The sequence below is a fragment of the Streptomyces sp. NPDC042102 genome (assembly GCF_055582305.1).
In genome coordinates, this window is sequence record NZ_JBVJDL010000008.1 from 106,557 (window position 1) to 122,333 (window position 15,777).

Here is a 15,777-nt window from a genome sequence, read left to right on the forward strand (position 1 = left end):
GGTCGTACCCATGAGGCCGTGAGGCCGAGAGGCCGTCCAGGAGGTTTGACCATGAGAGTCCTGCTCGCCGGAGCGACCGGTGCCATCGGCCGTCCGCTGACCCGCGCCCTGCTCCGCGAGGGGCACGAGGTGCTGGCCCTCGCCCGGACGGACGGCTCCGCCGCCGCCGTAGGCGCCCTCGGTGCGGAGCCCGTACGCGCGGACGCGCTGGACCGGGACGGACTGCTGCGGTCCCTGGACGGCCGGACGGCGGACGCCGTGATCCACCAGCTGACCGCGCTCAAGCGGCCCAAGCTGAAGCTGACCGCCGACGACCCCAGCAACGTCCTGCGGGCGCGGGGCACGGCGAACCTGCTGGAGGCCGCCGGCGCCCTCGGGGCGGGCCGCTTCCTCACCCAGTCCCTCGTCCTCGGCTACGGCTACCGCGACCACGGCGACCGGATCCTCACCGAGGAGGACCCCTTCGGGGTCCGCGGCGGCACCGTCGCCGACCATGTCGTCACCGGCCTGCTTGAGGCGGAGGGCCGGCTCTTCTCCGCCGGTCACGTGGCGGGGATCGCGCTGCGGTACGGGATCTTCTACGGCCCCGGAACCTGGTTCGACCCGACGCCGGGGAGCCGGGCCATGCCGGTCCCGGCCGGCGGCGGCTCGGTCGTGCCCTGGGTCCACGTCGAGGACGCGGCCGGGGCCACCGTCGCCGCGCTGACGCGGGGCCGGGCGGGCGAGGCGTACAACGTCGTCGACGACCGGCCGTCCTCCTGGGGCGAACTCGCCGCGGCGCGCGGCGGACGACGGGTCCTGGTGCCCGGGTGGGCGCTGCGGCTGGCGGTCCCGTACCTCGGTGCGCTCATGCTCGACACCCGGCTGCGGGTCTCGCACGAGAAGGCCACCCGGGAACTGGGCTGGAGCCCCCGCCACCGGGACCACCGGTCCGGCATGGCCTCCGTACCGGCGCCGTGACCGCCGCCACGCCGCGGGCCCGTGGTCAGCGGAGGGTGAGCGGGGTCTCGGAGACGGCGTGGGTGAGCTTCTCGGGGTTGCGGACGTAGTAGAGGCCGGCGATACGGGAGTCCTCGACGTGGATCGCCATGACGCCGTCGAACTCGCCGTCCAGGTGGACGAGGAGCGCCGGGTTGCCGTTGACCGTGGTGGGGGCGACGGCGACCGGGACCTTCTTCTTGCCCAGGCCGCCGATCATGAACCGGGTCACCTTGTCGGCACCGGACATCGGCCGCGGGATCGCCTGCTTGACCCCGCCGCCGTCGCTCACCAGGACGACGTCCGGGGCGAGCACGTCGAGGAGGCCCTGCGGGTTCCCGGTCTCCAGCGCGTGCTGGAACGACGCCAGCGCCGCCCGGGCCACGCTCGGGGAGACCGCCTGGCGGGGCCGGCGGGCATCGACGTGCCGGCGCGCGCGGTGCGCGATCTGGCGGACGGCCGCGGGGCTCTTCCCGACGGCGGCCGCGATCTCGTCGTAGCCGAGGTCGAAGGCCTCGCGCAGCACGAAGACGGCGCGCTCGGTCGGCGACAGCGTTTCGAGGACGAGCATCATCGCCATCGACACGTTCTCGGCGAGCTCGGCGTCCTCGGCCACGTCGGGCGCGGTGAGCAGTGGCTCCGGCAGCCAGGAACCGACGTACGCCTCCTTGCGGCGCTGCATGGTGCGCACCCGGTTGAGGGACTGCCGGGTGGTGATCCGGACCAGGTAGGCGCGCCGGTCGCTCACCTGCGCCAGGTCGACCTTGGCCCAGCGCAGCCAGGTCTCCTGGAGGACGTCCTCGGCGTCGGCCGCCGATCCGAGCATCTCGTAGGCGACGGTGAAGAGCAGGTTGCGGTGGGCGACGAACGCCTCCGTCGCCGGGTCGACGATGTCCTCGGTCATGTCCGGTCCCCCAACCGTCCGCGGGTGCATGTTGATCAACATCCTTGGTGCCGACGGGCGTTCGATCAAGCCCCGGCCCGCCGCGCGGTGGCGGGAGCCTCCTCCTGCGCGGCCTGCCCGGCCACCCTGGCCTGGACCTGCCGCTGCCGCGTGCCGCCTCCCGAGAGGCGGTGCAGGCGGTACCCGCCGGGCTTGGCCGCCTCGTCGGCCAGGTGCTTGACGACACCCGTGCACACGGCCTCCTTGAGCTTCGCGCCCAGGCGGCCGTGGACGTTGAACCACACCGCGACGTCCGTCCGCCGGGCGAACTGGAAGATGCCCTCGCCGCGGCCCAGGCTGATGCACTGGGCGGCGAACGCCTGGTTGAGGGTCTCGGGCCGCTCCCCCGCGATCCGGCTGAGCACCGTGTCGGCGGCCCGCGCGCCCATCGGCATCGCGGCCTGGCAGCTCATCCGCAGCGGCAGGCCCGAGGGCGCCGCCGAGTCCCCGGCCGCGATGATGCGCACGTCGTCCACGCTGGTCAGCGTCTCGTCCGTGAGCAGGCGGCCCAGGGCGTCGGTGCGCAGTCCGCTGCGCGCGGCCAGGTCCGGCACGGCGAATCCGGCGGTCCAGATGGTCACCGCGCTCGGCAGCTCGCGGCCACCGGCGGTCCGGACGGTGTCGCGGGTCACGGCCGTCACGGTCGTGCCGGGGCCGTCGAGGACGGTCACCCCCAGCCCGGTCAGGCGCCCGGCGACCGCGCGGCGGCCGCGCTCGTGCAGGTACGGGCCGAGCACCCCGCCGCACACCAGGGTCACGGCGCGACCCGCCTCCGCCAGCTCGGCGGCGGTCTCGATGCCGGTGGGACCGGCCCCGACCACCGTCACCGCGGCCGTGGCGGGCGTGGCGTCCAGGACCGGGCGCAGCCGTCCGGCCTCCTCGAAGGTGCCGATCGGGTACGCGAATTCGGCCGCCCCGGGCACGCCCGGATCGGCGCTCGCGCTGCCGACCGCGTAGACCAGGTAGTCGTAGCCGACCGTGGCGCCCGAGGCCAGTTCCACGCCGCGCCCGGCCGCGTCGATCCGGACGACGGTGTCGACCAGCAGCCGGACGCCCCGGCCCAGCACCTCCCGGTAGTCGACGACCGCCTCGCCCGTCCCGCCCACCAGCTGGTGCAGGCGGATCCGGTGGACGAACGACGGGCGCGGGTTGATCAGCGTCACCGTCACGTCACCACGCAGCGTCAGGCGATTGGCCGCCATGACCCCGGCGTAACCGCCGCCGATCACGACCACTTCGGTGTTCTCGTTCATGGTGCGTCCTCCCCTTCCAGGGGTTCGGCCACAAGACACCGGAGGGCCGCGCCCTGTGACAGGCACGGCTGTGTGACCCGCGCCACGGCGGAGGTTCCTGGGCGGTCGGACTGTGTGAGCGCGCGGGCCCAGGTCACCGGCCCGGGCGTGCTGCTCCGTCTAGACCCCGGGGGTGGGGTCGTACGGGTCCTCCTCCAGGATCCCGCTCCTGGCGATGAGGTAGGCCAGCTGGGCGCGGCTGCGGCTGCCGAGCTGCTCCGAGGCCTTGCGGACGTGGGTGGCGACGGTACGCGCGCTCATGCCGAGCCGTCCGGCGATGGTGTCGTCGGTGTAGCCGTTCACCATGAGGTGCAGGACGGCCCGCCGGGTCTCGTCGGTGAGCAGCGGTGGCCGGTGCTCGGTCGGCGTGTGCCGCAGGGGCGCGGCGCGCTCCCACGACTTGTCGAAGATGCCCACGAGGTACCGGATCATCCCGGGGTGCTCGATGACCAGCGCGAGCTGCTGCCGCTCCGCGTCCGGGTCGGGGACGAAGGCGATCTTCCGGTCGCACACGATCAGCCGGTCGAACACCTCGTCCAGGGTGCGGACTTCGGCGCCCGCGACGGAGATCTGCTCCACGTAGGCGAGCGTCGGGGCGTGGGAGCGGACGGTGTGCTGGTAGATGGTGCGCTGGCGCACCCCGCGCTCCAGTGCGGCCACTTCGCGCGGGAGGGCCTTCCCCAGCAGCTCCGGCGGCCGGCCGCCACCGGGCTGGGCCGTGAGGATCTCCTCCCTGCAGGACTCGACGACCGAGGACAGCGTGGCGCTGATGACGGCCGCGCCGCTGACCTCACGGATCCCGCTGCTGGTACCGCTGCCGGTGTGGGTGCGGTAGACCTCCTCCGCCCGGTGCATGGCGACACGGGCCGCCGCCAGAGCCCGCTGCTTGTCCTCGATGTCCGTTTCCAGCGGGCGCATCACGGCATTGGCCGCCAGGCCCGGGGGAAGGGGCATCAGCCCGCCGCCGGGCAGTTCCCGCAGGAGCCCCAGGTCCAGCAGACATCGCGGACATTCCCGCGCCGGGAGGTCACCCCGGACGGCGTCCTCGTAGAAGGCCAGCCCCTCATCGCAGAGCTCGACGGGTGGAACACGTACCCCTCTGTCCGATTTCGTGCACATTTAGCCATCCTTCAAGTCTCTGCATTGCGTGATCATGCTCCCGGATTTCCCTGTTCCCGGCGAGAAGGCCAGCACATGATTCCTGTCACGGGCCAGAGAAACCTGGCCGGGCAGAACTCGATCAGGGGGAACCAATGCTCAAGACGACTCTCCGGCAGCTCTTCGGTGCACTTGCCGTCACTGTTCTCGCGACTCTCGGCACCGTAGCGATCGGCGAATCCGCGCCGCGGGCGGAGCTCGCCGCGGCCGCTCCGCTGCCGGGGGACACCGAGTGGGGATGACCTCCTGGCAATCCCTGGATCGTGAAATTCTAGTTACAGGAGACACATGTCCGTCCTTCCCGTATCCGCCCGGCCCCTGCCCGTCCTCGACGGCCTGGAGGAGAGGCTGACAGACCTGAAGAGGTCGGGTCTGTACCGAGAATTCACCCCCTGCTCGTACCTGGCGGAGCAGCCCGGGCACGCGCTGCACCAGGGGCGCCGCGTCCAGGTCTGGTGCACGAACGACTACCTGGGCATGAGCCAGAACACGCAGGTCATGCACGCCCAGATCGCCTCGACGCTGCGGCACGGCACGGGCAACGGCGGCTCCCGCAACATCGCGGGCACCAGCGAGGCCCACGTGGCGCTGGAAACCCGGCTGGCGGCCTGGCACGGGAAAGCCCGCGCCCTGATATTCACCAGTGGATACGTCGCCAACGTCGAAACGCTGACCACACTTCTCGCGGCCGTGCCAGACATGGTGGTTTTCTCGGACTCGCTCAACCACCGCTCATTGATCGAGGGAATCCGGGCCTCCAAGAACCGGCGGCACATATTCCCGCACAACGATGTCGAAGCGCTGGACGAAATGCTCGGTCAGTATCCGGCGGAGCAGCCGAAGTTGATCGTCTTCGAATCCGTCTACTCGATGGACGGGGACATCGCGCCGATCACGGAAATATGCGATCTGGCCGAGCGTCACAATGCCATGACCTACCTGGACGAGACGCACGCGATCGGCGTGAACGGGCCGTCCGGGGCCGGGATATGCGAGGAGATCGGAGAACACCGCCCGACCTTCGTCCAGGGCGTGTTCGGAAAGGCGATCGGTACGACCGGCGGCTATGTCGCCGGCCCCGACACCGCCCTCGACTACGTCCGCTCCCACGCGCCCGGGTTCATCTTCACGACCACCATTCCCCGGTCGAGCCTGGACGCCACCCAGCGCAGTCTCGATGTCGTCCAGGGTGCCGCAGGAGGCGAACTCCGCCTGCAACTCCGGGAGAACGCGGCGCTGATGCGCAGCCTCCTGCGCGAGGCGCGCATCGACTTCATCGACGCCCCCACCCACCTGGTCCCGGTGCTGGTCCCGGGCGGTGAGCGGGTCAAGAGGATCTCGCGCCGCCTCCTGGACGAGCACGGCATCTACGTCCAGCCCATCAACTTCCCGTCCGTGGCGAAGGGGGGCGAGCGCTTCCGGGTCACGGTGGCGCCGTTCCGTACCCGCACGGAGATCGAGGGATTCGTACGGGCCCTGCGCGCCTGCCTCGACGACATCCGATAGCGCAGCCCTTTCACTTCACCGCATCAAGGAGATCCGCTCGTGCAGATCAAGGAAATCACCCCGTTCATCGGCTCGGAGCTGACCGGCGTCGGTTACGAGGAGCTCCAGGACCCCGAGGTCTTCGCCCAGCTCGTCGACATCGTGCACCGCCGCGAACTGGCCGTCGTCCGTGGCCTGGACATCACCCCCGAGCAGCAGATCGAGCTGGCGTCCCGGATCGGCCGGCCCGTGCCGTTCCTCATGGCGAAGTACCGGCACCCCGAGCACCCGGAGATCATGATCTCCTCCAACGCCATGAAGGCGAACCGTCCCGTCGGCGTCGCCCGGGTCGGCAACTTCTGGCACCAGGACTCCTCGTACATGAAGGACCCGGCGCCCTACACGATGCTGCACGGCATCGACGTGCCCTCCACCAGCGGCCACACCCTCTACGCCAGCGCCCTCGACGTCTACGACCGGCTTCCGCAGGAGTGGAAGGACAAGATCGCCGGCCGCACGGCCCTGCACACCGTGAGCAAGCGGCAGCGGATCTCGCCCGAGCACGTCGGGCTCTCCATCGCCGAGCTCAAGGCGCTGGTCGAGATGGAGTACCCGCCGACCGAGCACCCGCTGGTCAAGCACGACGCCGTCACCGGCCGTCCGTACCTCTACGGCGCCCCCGAGTACATGGACTCCGTCGTGGGCTTCGACGCCAACGAGAACGCGGAGTTCTTCGCCCTCGTCGACCGGCTCGTCCAGGACCCCGAGCACGTCTACACCCACCGCTGGACGACCAACGACCTGGTGGTGTGGAAGACGGCGACGACCTACCACGCGGCCACCGCGGTCGAGCCCGGTGCCACGCGGACCGTGCACCGCGTGAGCATCGAAGAGGGCGAGACGTGGGCGGCATAGCCGACTTCGACGTGGCCTTCCCCTCCGCGAGGGCCGACATCCGGGCCATGTCCGCGGCCTCGGGCGTCGCCCTCGCGGACCTGGCCCGGATCACCCACTGCGAGACGTTCCCGGTGCTCGCGGACGGCGAACAGGCCTGGGAGCTCGCCCTGACCGCCGCCCGGACGGTCCTGGAGCGGACCGGCGTGGCACCGGAGCGCATCCGGCAGGTCGTCTACGCCGGGTCCGGCGCGTGGGACCGCCCCTTCTGGTCGCCCGCGGCGAAGGTGGCCCACGCCCTCGGCATCGAGGACGCGCACTGCTTCGAAGTGGCGAACTTCTGCAACGCGGGCATGACCGCCATCCGGCTCCTGTCCACCGCGGGGGCCCTGGATGAGAACGACTACGCGCTGGTCCTCGTCGGGGACCGGCTGAGCCGGATGGTCGACTACCGTGACCCGGATTCCAAAGCTCTGTTCAACTTCGGTGATGCGGCTGCGGCGGTGCTGCTGGGCGGCGGTCCGAGTCGTTTCCGTGTCGTCCACTCCGCGATGCGCACCGATGGCAGCTGGTCCGACTACTACGCCGGTGAGCTGGCCGACGGGCGCGTCCTGATCCGGCGCGGCGCGCACCGCAAGGGGCTCGCCGACGCCTACGTACGGAACTTCACCGCCCTGGTGGACCGAACGCTGACCGCGCTCGGCATCACGGTGGAGGACGTCTCCCACTTCCTCGTCAACCACGGCGACCGGGACATGCACCAGCGCCTGCTGGCGGCCCTGGGCATCCCGGCCGGGCGGAGCGTCTTCAACTACGACCGGCTGGCCCACATGGGCGGGGCGGACACCCTCATCGCCCTGAAGGACCTCGAACGCGGAGACCGGCTGCGGCACGGCGACTTGATCATGCTCGCCGCCAGCGCCATGGGCTTCAGCTGGTCCATCACGACCTTGGAGTATCTCGGATGAAGATCCTCGTCATTCACCAGGTGCCGTACCGGAAGATCGGCTACGAGCGCGGCATCGACCACGACCGCCACGAGGTGACGTACATCGGGCATCCGCACCGGATGGCCGACCTCCCCGGCCACCTGCCGGCGCGGCGGATCGTCCTCGACGCGGACGAGGACCTGGTCGCCGGGATCCGTGCCCGGACCTCGCCCGCCGACGGCTACGAGAAGGTGCTCGCGCTCTCCGAGTTCGGCATCATCGAGGCCTGCCACGTACGGGAGCACCTCGGCATCGAGGGCCCGGACCTCGCCGCCGTCGAGCGGGTCCGGGACAAGGTGCGGATGAAGGAGGCGCTGGCCGGCTCGGGTCTGCGCCACCCCCGGTTCGCCGCCGGGCCCGCGGCGGACGGCACGCTGCCGTGGACCGGGCGTACGGTCCTCAAGCCCCGCCAGGGCGCCTCCAGCGAGGACGTGACGATCCACGCGACGGCCCGCGAGGCGCTCGACGCCTACGCGCGGCTGACCGACGCCGGCGAGTTCCAGCTCGAGGAGCACATCGACGGGGACATCCTGCACGCGGACGGGCTGGTGGCGGACGGCCGGCTCGTCGACCTCGCGGTCAGCCGGTACGTCAACAAGCCGGTCGAGTACGCGCACGGGTCCCCGCTCGGCTCGCACCAGGAGCCGTGCACGCCCGCCCAGCGCGCGCTGGCCGAGCAGGTGGTGGCGGTCCTCGGCATCGAGGAGGGCTGCGTCCACCTGGAGTTCTTCGAGACGCCCGCAGGCGAGCTGGTCTTCCTTGAGGTGGCCAACCGGGTCGGCGGCGCGGCCGTGGTCTCCGTCCACGAGCTGCACACCGGGGTGCACCTGCCCTCGCACGAGATCGCCGTCCGGCTCGGCCTGGACCGGCCGCAGGCCGGCCCGCCCAGCGGGCGCCACCACGGCTGGCTCGCCTTCCCCGGCCACCACCTGGCGCCCGGCGAGGTGCGCTCGATCGACGTACCCGACCGGATCCGGAACCATCCGTGCCTGGACACCCTGCACGTCCTCGCGCCCGACCAGGAGACGCCGCGTCACATCACCTACCAGGAGTGGGAGGTGCCGGTCTTCATCGAGGCGTCCCACGCCGACGCGGGCGAACTGCGCCGCTTCCTGACCGAGTGCGCCGCCGCCGTTTCCGTCCGCACCGCGCCGGCCGGGCAGGTGGCGGCATGAGCGCCCCGGTCCGCAGCACGCGGGTGATCACGCAGCGGCGCCGGCCCCGGGGCATGCCCGTGCCCGAGGACTTCGCCGAGGCGGAGCTGCCCCTGGCGGCGCCGGCCGAGGGCCAGGCCGTGGTGGAGAACCTGTGGCTGTCGGTGGATCCGTACATGCGCGAGGCCATGGACGCCGAGTGGGAGCTGGACGCTCCGCTGGAAGGCCGTTCGATCGGCCGGGTCGTGGAGTCGCGCAGCGCCGGACTTCCCGTCGGGGCCCTGGTGTTCCACCGGGAGGGCTGGCGGACCCACGCCGTGGTGTCCGCGGACGAGGTGCGCGTCCTGCCGCGCTACGAGGGGGTCGCGACCGAGTCCTTCCTCGGCCTGCTCGGCGGCACCGGCCTGACGGCGTACGTCGCCCTGACCCGCATCGCCCGGCTGCGGGCGGGCGAGACGGTCTACGTCTCGGCCGCCGCCGGGGGTGTCGGGACGGCAGCCGGCCGGCTGGCGCGGCTGCTGGGCGCCGGCCGGATCGTCGGCAGCGCCGGTTCCCCGGCCAAGGTCCGGCTGCTGACCGAGGAGCTCGGCTACGACGCCGCCTTCGACCACCGCGCCGGACCCTCCCTGCCCGAGCAGCTGGCCCGCGTGGCGCCCGACGGCATCGACGTCTACGTCGACAACGTGGGCGGCGCGCACCTGGAGGCGGCGATCGGGGCGATGCGCGAGGACGGGCGGATCGCCTGGTGCGGAGCCATCGCCCAGTACAACGCGGGTTCCGCCCCGGCGGCGCCCCGCAACCTCTTCGACCTCGTGGAGAAGAGCATTCGGCTGGAGGGCTTCCTCGTCTCCCGCCACCGCGACGCGCAAGGAGAGCTGGAGGAGTTCCTCGTCCCGCACCTGCGGTCGGGACGGATCACCGACCGGCTGAGCGTGACCGAGGGCTTCGGGCGGACCGTCGACGCCTTCCTCGGGATGCTGCGCGGCGAGAACACCGGCAAGGCGGTCGTACGGCTGGGCCCGGACGACCGGGCACCGGTCCCCGGCAACTCCCCCTGAGCGAGCGAGGGTTCCATGTCACACGTCCGCACCGGACTGCACATCAGCGTCGTGACGCTCGGTTCCACCCACCGGATCTGCGCCATCTGGAGCGTACGGGGGAGCGCGGCCGCGGAGTATCCGTGCGAGTTCCCCGGTGCCCTCCTGCTGCCGCGCAAGGGGGCGGAGCAGGACTGGGCCGTCGAGACGGCGCTGGCGGCGGCCGTGGCCCACGGGGCCGGTGACGGTCCCGCCTGCGTGGACCTGACCACGACGGCGGGCGGGATCGAACCGGCCGGGCTGCGGACCGGGCCGTGCGCCTCCGACCTGCTGGACCTGGCCCGTACGGCGCTGGGCGAGGACCAGCGGGAGTGGGCCGAGCTGGCCCGCACGGACCCGGCCGCCTTCCGTGCCGCGGCCCGTCGGCCGTACACGATGCGGCAGCGGGCCGCGTGCCTGGTCACCCGGGACCCGGCCGGCCCGCGCAGGGACGTGCGGCTGCTGCACGCACGGCAGGACACGGTCCTGCGCGACTACACGGTGGGGCTGCTGGCGTCGGCCGGGACCACCGACGCCACCGCGGGCGACGAGACCCGCCCTTCCGACCTCAGGAGACAGTGATGCGCCTGCCCATGGAACTGAAACCGCGACCGGTGCCGCACGCCGGCCCGGTGCCGGTGCCCGCGACCGTGCCCGCGCTGGTGCCCGCGACCGTGCCCGCGCCGGTGCCCGCGCCCGTGTCCTGGGAGCGGTACTTCTCCCGCAGCGCCCACGCCATGGTGCCCTCCGAGGTCCGCTCGCTGTTCTCCGTGGCCGCCCTCCCCGGCATCGTCTCGCTGGCGGGCGGCATGCCGGACGTCTCCGCCCTCCCGGCGGACACCATGGCCGGGATCGTCGCCGACGTGGTGCGCGAGCACGGCGCGACGGCCCTCCAGTACGGGTCGGCGCAGGGCGACCCGGGGCTGCGCGAGCGCATCTGCTCCGTCATGGCGGTCGAGGGGATCTCCGCCCGCCCCGAGGACGTCATGGTCACCGTGGGCTCCCAGCAGGCCCTGGACCTGCTGGCCCGGGTGCTGCTCGACCCCGGGGACACGGTGGTCGCCGAAGGCCCCACGTACGTCACCGCGCTCGGTACGTTCAAGGCCGCCGGCGCCCGCGTGGTGCAGGTCGCCATGGACCGTGCCGGGGTGGTCCCGGACGAACTGGCCGCGGCCTTCCGGCGGCTGGCGGCCGAGGGCCGGCCCGCGAAGTTCTTCTACACCGTCCCCACCTTCCAGAACCCCACCGGTGCCACGGTCCCGGCGGGCCGCCGCGCGCGGATCCTGGAGGTCTGCCGGTCGGCCGGGGTGCTCGTGGTGGAGGACAACCCGTACGGCCTCCTGCACTACGACGGCGAACCCACGCGGGCCCTCGCCGCCGACGACCCCGAGCGGGTGATCTACCTCGGGTCCTTCTCCAAGACGCTGGCCCCGGGCCTGCGGGTCGGCTGGGTGCACGCACCGGCCGCCCTGACCGCCAAGCTGGTGCTCGCCGCGGAGAGCGCCATGCTCTCCCACTCCGCGCTCGCCCAGCTGACCGTGGACCGCTACCTGCGCACGCAGCCGTGGCGGGAGCGGCTCGCGGACTTCCGCGCGGGCTACCGCGCCCGGCGCGACGCCATGCTGCGCGCGCTCTCCGCCTCGATGCCCGCGGAGGTGTCGTGGACCGTCCCGGACGGCGGCTTCTTCATCTGGCTGACGCTCCCGGAGGGCATGGACGCGCGCGAACTGCTGCCCCACGCGCTGGCGGCGGGGGTCGCGTTCGTGCCGGGAACCGGCTTCTACGCGGACGGCCGCGGCGCCCGGCACCTGCGGCTGTCCTTCTCGTACCCGCCGGCGGAGCAGATCGGCGAAGGCGTCCGGCGGCTGGCCGCGGTGATCACCGTACAGCTGTGAGGCCGCCCCGTGGCGCGGCGCCGTGAACCGGCTGTGCGCGGACGGACGGCAGCCACCCCCTACCTATGACGAGGACATGATCATGAGGCACTACCCCACCGACCTCCTGCTGGCCGTCGAGCACGTCGAGCGCGCCCTCGCGTCCGGCGCCCTCGCCCCGCTCGACGCCGCGTTGCGGCAGGCCGGCGTCGCCGACCCGCCGCGCCGGTTCGACAGCGGGCGGCTCTTCGAGGGGCTGGACCGGCTGCTCGGCGGCGTCTGCCAGTTCCCCTGGCAGCCGCTGACCGACAGCGACGAGGTCCTGGAGCTGAGCCCGGTGGGCACCGTCGTCCTCGACGACCTGCGCGCCGAGGCGACCCTGCGCGGTCTGCTGCTCGCGTGGGCCCTGGGCAACCGGGTCACCGTACGGTCGGCGCGGGGCGAGCTGTGGGAGCAGGTCATGACGGCGCTGCGGGGCGCCGGTGTCCCGCTGCCGACGGGCCGGGTGACCGGGCCCGGCGCCGACGCGCCCGTGGAACCGCTGGAGGTCCCCGAGCTGCCCGCCGGCGCGGACCTCGCCCTCGACTGCCAGGCCGCGTGGGCGCACGGGCTGCTGCGCCGCCGGCACCTGCCGGGCGTCTCCCTGGCCCACATCCGCGGCGAGGACGACGACCACCGCGCGGAACGGCTCGCGGCCCGCCTGCGCTACCTCGTCGCGCGCGCCCGGCGCACCCCGTACTACCGGGAGCTGCCCGACGTGACGCGGGACGCCGACCCCACGCGGCTCCCCGTCCTGGAGAAGTCGGCGCTGGAGGCGCACTCGCTGCCCGCGAGCCGCGACCTGAGCAGCGGGGACCGGGCCACCGGGGAGGTGCTGCGCTCGGGCGCGACCAGCGGCGAGCCGCGCTACATCGTCTACTCGCGCTCCGACTGGGAGAACATGGTCCGCGAGGCCGTCCCCATGCTGTACGCGCTGGGGATCGAGCCGGGCGACCGCATCGTCAACACGCTCTTCGGCGGCGGCATGTACGGCGGGCTGACCACGACCTTCAGCGAGCTGTCCCGGATGCCCGTCGAGTCGTACGCGACCGCGCAGTTCGTGACCGTCGACGATCTGCTGATGCTCACCGGGAGCTTCGGCGCCAACGTGGTCCTCGGCATGCCGGCCCTCATCCTGCCGCTGCTGCGCGACGCCAAGAAGCGCCGCCCCGGGCTGCGGATCGAGAAGGTGATCTACGGCGGCACCCCGATGACCGAGACCGACAAGACCTGGCTGCGCCAGGAGCTGGGGGCCCGGGTGGTGTCCAGCATCCTCGCGGCGAACGACGGCGCGCAGCTCGGCTACCAGTGCGCCTTCCTCGGCGGGACCGTGCACCACGTCAACGACGACTACAACCTCATCGAGGTCGTGGACGAGGCCGGCCGGCCCGTCGCGCCCGGGACCGCCGGTGAGCTGCTGGTCACGGGCCTGCAGAAGTTCGAGGGCCCGCTGATCCGCTACCGCATCGGCGACATGGGCCGCACGTACGAGTACGTGTGCGCGTGCGGGGTGTCGGGGCGGGTGCTGGAGTACCTGGGCCGCTCCGACGGGCTGGTCCGCTTCAAGGGCGAAACGGTTCTGTACGGGGAGGTCTTCGACGTCCTCGCCGCCTTCGAGGTCTCGCAGCTCCAGATCGAGGTCGCCACCGAGGGCAGCCGGGAGATCCTGACGGTCCGCACCGAGGCGCCCTGCCCGCCGGACCCCGAGGCCGTGCGCGAGCTGCTGGTCAAGGAGTTCCCGGTGCTGGGCGGCTACCAGGACTTCGACGCCGCGCTGGACGCGTACGAGCTGCGGATCGTCTGCCTCGCGGAGGGCGGGCTGCCGCGCAATCCGGTCAGCGGCAAGGTCAAGAACGTCATCGACCGCCGGCTGGACGGGGTGCTGTGATGCTCGGACACGACCGGGTCGCGCGCACCATGCTGGGGGCGATCACCCTCTCCAGCGTCGGCGTCGGCATCCACACCCTGGCCATGGGGCAGTTGCTGTACGGCCGTACCGGCAGCCCGGCCGCCTTCGCGTTCGTCCTGACCCTCCAGGGCGTGGCGGCCCTGTGCGTCCTGCCGGTGTGCGGTCCGCTGGTGGACGCCCTCAACTCCAAGTGGGTGTACGCGTTGTGCGGGCTGGGCCGGGCCGGCACCGTCGCGCTGATCGTGGGTGTCGCGGCCCTGCTGCCGGGCACCGCAGCCGTGCCCTGGATCGTGGCGGCGTCCGCGCTGCTCGCCGTCTTCGACAACGTCGAGCGGTCGGCGCTGTTCAAGCTGACCGCGCACCACGTGGACCAGGAGCACGCCACCCGGTTCAACAGCCTGATCGGCGTGGCCTTCCAGGCCGGCGCGCTGAGCGGGATGGCGCTCCTCGGACTGATCCTGACCTGGGGCACCGCGGAGCAGGCCCTGATGATCGACATCCTGATGTCGCTGGCCTGCGCCCTCGCGGTGAGCCGGATCCGCCTGACGGCGGACGAGGGCAACCCGCCGCTGTCCGCACGCCTGCTGACGCGGGCCGTGACGGGCACGGTGGGCGAGTGGCGGCGGATGCTGGTCCGCTACCGGGGCGACCGGACCGTCTTCCTCATGATCGTCCTGTGCGGCGGCGACTTCGTCTTCGCCCAGGGCCTGAGCACCCTGGTCATCCCCCTGACCGCCGAGTTCCACGGCGGCCGGGGCTGGTACGTGGCGGCGCTGGAGGCCACGTTCGCGGTCGGGATGATCAGCGCCTCGTTCCTGACCCGGTACCTCGTCTCGCAGCGCCTGCTGCCGGTGTGGCTGTTCGGCCAGGCCGTGGCGGCCGCCCTGCTGGCCATGAGCGGGACGGCCGCGGTGCACTTCCTCGCCTTCTTCCTGGCGGGGTTCGCCAACCTCAACAGCCTCACCTGGCTGCTGACTTCGCTCCAGCAGCACGCGGCGGAGGGCGACAAGGCCAAGATGGCCTCGCTGCGGCTGCTCGCCATCGGCCTGGGCACCGCGGCCCTCATGCCGGTCGTGGGGCAGTTCGCCACGGCCTCGCTCGGGGCCGGCTTCTGGAGCGTCGCGGCGGCGATGGCGCTCTTCGCGGTGGGCGGGGCGGTGGTGGCTCGCGGGTACCGGCCACGGGCGTCGGGGTCGGGGGGCTCCGTACTCCCGGAGGTCCGGCCCGCGGAGCCGGTGGCGGCGGGGTGAGCCGTACGCCGGGACACGCGGCGGGCCCGGGTCGGTGACCCGGGCCCGCCGTGCTGCCGACGTGCTGCCGATGTGCTGCCGCCGTGGGGACGGTCAGCGGGGACGGGTCAGCGGGGACGGGTCACTGCGGCCGACTGCGCAGGCCGGCGACCAGCAGGGCCACCAGGCGGCGGGCGTCGTAGCCGGGGTCGCTCTCGGCGCCGATGCAGAGGTTCCCGATGCCGCGCATGAGCTGGTACGCGGTGAGGTCGCAGGCGATCTCGTCCGCGGCGACGGCGGCGTCGAGCAGCTCGGTGCACACCGGCACCAGCCGGTCGAGGAAGGAGGCGTGGAGCGTCTCGAAGCCCGCGCTGTCCGACCGCATCGCGGCCGCCAGGCCGTGCTTGGTCACCAGGAAGTCGACGAAGAGGCCGACCCACCGCTCCAGCGCGGCGTGCGGTGTCGGACTGCTCGCCAGCAGGGCCGGGCCGGCCTCGGCGCAGGCGTCGAGCTGATGGCGGTAGACGGCGATGACGAGGTCCGCCCGGGCCGGGAAGTGCCGGTAGACCGTGCCCACCCCGACCCCGGCCCTGGCCGCGATGTCACGTACCGGTGCGTCCACCCCCGAGGCGACGAAGGCCGCCGCGGCCGCGTCCAGCAGGGCCTGCTGGTTGCGCCGGACGTCCTTGCGCCGGGATCCGGCCGCGCCGGCCTGCGGGGTCTCGCCGTCGTTCACCGCGCACTCCTTCCGTGGGCC

At 72.7% G+C, this 15,777-nt stretch carries 14 protein-coding genes; 10 read left to right on the forward strand and 4 right to left on the reverse strand.

Going from position 1 to position 15,777, the window contains the following annotated elements; all coding sequences use genetic code 11:
* Positions 1 to 51: 51 nt before the first annotated feature.
* On the forward strand, positions 52 to 960 hold the full coding sequence (locus ACZ6KO_RS27335; protein ID WP_469306673.1) for an NAD-dependent epimerase/dehydratase family protein: 909 nt from the start codon (positions 52 to 54) through the stop codon (positions 958 to 960).
* A 25-nt stretch (positions 961 to 985) separates the two neighbouring features.
* Here the strand turns inward: ACZ6KO_RS27335 and ACZ6KO_RS27340 are convergent, their stop codons facing one another.
* The 3 genes from ACZ6KO_RS27340 to ACZ6KO_RS27350 all read right to left on the reverse strand — a co-directional run bounded on the left by ACZ6KO_RS27340 (position 986) and on the right by ACZ6KO_RS27350 (position 4,332).
* Positions 986 to 1,882: an RNA polymerase sigma-70 factor gene (locus ACZ6KO_RS27340; protein ID WP_469306674.1), complete on the reverse strand. Its 897-nt coding sequence runs from the start codon at positions 1,880 to 1,882 to the stop codon at positions 986 to 988.
* Between the two features lie 65 nt (positions 1,883 to 1,947).
* Positions 1,948 to 3,174 (reverse strand): NAD(P)/FAD-dependent oxidoreductase, encoded by a 1,227-nt coding sequence (locus ACZ6KO_RS27345; protein ID WP_469306675.1) that lies wholly within the window; start codon positions 3,172 to 3,174, stop codon positions 1,948 to 1,950.
* Between the two features lie 159 nt (positions 3,175 to 3,333).
* The gene (locus ACZ6KO_RS27350; protein ID WP_469306676.1) at positions 3,334 to 4,332 is read right to left on the reverse strand and encodes a LuxR C-terminal-related transcriptional regulator; all 999 of its coding nucleotides are present in this window, start codon (positions 4,330 to 4,332) and stop codon (positions 3,334 to 3,336) included.
* 327 nt (positions 4,333 to 4,659) lie between these two features.
* Here ACZ6KO_RS27350 and hemA point away from each other — a divergent pair, with 327 nt between their 5' ends.
* The 9 genes from hemA to ACZ6KO_RS27395 all read left to right on the forward strand — a co-directional run bounded on the left by hemA (position 4,660) and on the right by ACZ6KO_RS27395 (position 15,041).
* On the forward strand, positions 4,660 to 5,877 hold the full coding sequence (hemA, locus tag ACZ6KO_RS27355) for a 5-aminolevulinate synthase (protein WP_469306677.1): 1,218 nt from the start codon (positions 4,660 to 4,662) through the stop codon (positions 5,875 to 5,877).
* Between the two features lie 39 nt (positions 5,878 to 5,916).
* Entirely contained in the window at positions 5,917 to 6,771 is an 855-nt protein-coding gene (locus ACZ6KO_RS27360) for a TauD/TfdA dioxygenase family protein (protein WP_469306678.1), read from the forward strand.
* The gene (locus tag ACZ6KO_RS27365) at positions 6,759 to 7,718 is read left to right on the forward strand and encodes a 3-oxoacyl-ACP synthase III family protein (protein WP_469306679.1); all 960 of its coding nucleotides are present in this window, start codon (positions 6,759 to 6,761) and stop codon (positions 7,716 to 7,718) included. The genes ACZ6KO_RS27360 and ACZ6KO_RS27365 overlap by 13 nt, the downstream gene beginning before the upstream one ends.
* A complete protein-coding gene (locus ACZ6KO_RS27370) occupies positions 7,715 to 8,914 on the forward strand; it encodes an ATP-grasp domain-containing protein (protein WP_469306680.1) in 1,200 nt (399 codons plus the stop codon). Before ACZ6KO_RS27365 ends, ACZ6KO_RS27370 begins: the two co-directional genes overlap by 4 nt.
* Positions 8,911 to 9,951 carry a zinc-binding dehydrogenase gene (locus tag ACZ6KO_RS27375; RefSeq protein ID WP_469306681.1) on the forward strand — a complete coding sequence of 347 codons (1,041 nt, stop codon included), beginning with the start codon at positions 8,911 to 8,913 and terminating at the stop codon, positions 9,949 to 9,951. The genes ACZ6KO_RS27370 and ACZ6KO_RS27375 overlap by 4 nt, the downstream gene beginning before the upstream one ends.
* 15 nt (positions 9,952 to 9,966) lie before the next feature.
* Positions 9,967 to 10,551 carry a hypothetical protein gene (locus ACZ6KO_RS27380; protein WP_469306682.1) on the forward strand — a complete coding sequence of 195 codons (585 nt, stop codon included), beginning with the start codon at positions 9,967 to 9,969 and terminating at the stop codon, positions 10,549 to 10,551.
* The gene (locus ACZ6KO_RS27385; RefSeq protein ID WP_469306683.1) at positions 10,551 to 11,864 is read left to right on the forward strand and encodes an aminotransferase-like domain-containing protein; all 1,314 of its coding nucleotides are present in this window, start codon (positions 10,551 to 10,553) and stop codon (positions 11,862 to 11,864) included. The genes ACZ6KO_RS27380 and ACZ6KO_RS27385 overlap by 1 nt, the downstream gene beginning before the upstream one ends.
* A gap of 82 nt (positions 11,865 to 11,946) precedes the next feature.
* Positions 11,947 to 13,770: a phenylacetate--CoA ligase family protein gene (locus ACZ6KO_RS27390; RefSeq protein WP_469306684.1), complete on the forward strand. Its 1,824-nt coding sequence runs from the start codon at positions 11,947 to 11,949 to the stop codon at positions 13,768 to 13,770.
* Complete coding sequence (locus tag ACZ6KO_RS27395; RefSeq protein ID WP_469306685.1) at positions 13,770 to 15,041, forward strand: MFS transporter; 1,272 nt, start codon at positions 13,770 to 13,772, stop codon at positions 15,039 to 15,041. The genes ACZ6KO_RS27390 and ACZ6KO_RS27395 overlap by 1 nt, the downstream gene beginning before the upstream one ends.
* 121 nt (positions 15,042 to 15,162) lie before the next feature.
* Here ACZ6KO_RS27395 and ACZ6KO_RS27400 read toward each other — a convergent pair whose 3' ends face one another.
* Entirely contained in the window at positions 15,163 to 15,756 is a 594-nt protein-coding gene (locus tag ACZ6KO_RS27400) for a TetR/AcrR family transcriptional regulator (RefSeq protein ID WP_469306686.1), read from the reverse strand.
* Positions 15,757 to 15,777: the final 21 nt, after the last annotated feature.